Genomic DNA, 1012 nt, shown 5'->3' on the forward strand with positions numbered 1-1012 from the left:
CAAATCCAGTTGGTTTTTCAAAATCCAACACTTGATTGCACGATTCAAGGCTCGCGAACTGGTTTAAACATTCGCTCAGTTCTCGCTTTGAGCTCATGCGTGCCTGTTTGTTTTCTGATGAAGAGAGTAGGGTCACTTTGCGACCTTGAAACGTTCCTTGTGGCGCAAGTTCACGTCGCTCTACTTGCTCCAATCCGTGAATGGGTTGGCTGTTGCGTGCAGATTGGATGTCATTAGACATAAGACACCTAAACTCTCAGATCTAAACTTTGAGGCATAGCAGGCGTCTCTTCGGCCACTACGTGAGCAGATAGCAACGACTCCCATGACTCGCTTTGCGTCAACAATTCCGCCAACGCATTTTCAAAATATTCATAATCCAATTGCTCGATGCCAATCAGTTTATTCAAACACAGTACGTGCCTATGATTATCTAAACTGAAAAATAATTGGTGTTCTGGCCAATGGTAATTGAACGCCAAAAAAGAACGATAAAGATCAGAATTGACGATTTGTAATCCAACAATTTCCGCTTCCAGTTGCAGCGTATTCGTTTCTGGATGAAAGATGAAATGAACCTTAAAGTGATCATCAAAAGCTAAGCTTAGTTCATTGTCCGTCAAATGCAGTTCAGGCAAGCCTATTTGATGAGCAAACTTCTGTAAAACCTCATCGATAGTTTGGCGTGCTGACATAGAAACAGTCCTTTTGAGAATTTTATCGGGAAACATATTCGATATCGTGGGGTGTGTTTATCAATTTTGGTTGTTAGTTATTATATTTTGGCCGGAAACCCAGAATTGACACCTTGCTTCTAATCTTACAAATGAGTGCTGGTGCATATAAAGATTAACGGTTATTAAATTCTATTATGGTGAGATTTTGGTTTATATCGACAAGCGATGAAGAATTAGAATTGTGTTATCTTAAAAATTAAATACTATGTTAATTACGTGTTGTACGTGGAACGTTATTGCTGTCCATCTGTAGAATAAATATAAGCCGAAAATTT

2 protein-coding genes are annotated in these 1012 nt (G+C 39.1%); both read right to left on the reverse strand.

Going from position 1 to position 1012, the window contains the following annotated elements; genetic code table 11:
- The coding region (gene exsE2 / locus R7F67_RS25065; protein ID WP_318057565.1) for a T3SS regulon translocated regulator ExsE2 at positions 1–241 on the reverse strand (241 nt) is incomplete at its 3' end.
- A gap of 7 nt (positions 242–248) precedes the next feature.
- Entirely contained in the window at positions 249–695 is a 447-nt protein-coding gene (exsC, locus tag R7F67_RS25070; protein WP_318057566.1) for a type III secretion system regulatory chaperone ExsC, read from the reverse strand.
- Positions 696–1012: the final 317 nt, after the last annotated feature.

The sequence above is a fragment of the Vibrio sp. YT-17 genome, from assembly GCF_033337375.1.
Taxonomy (GTDB): Bacteria; Pseudomonadota; Gammaproteobacteria; order Enterobacterales; family Vibrionaceae; genus Vibrio; species Vibrio alginolyticus.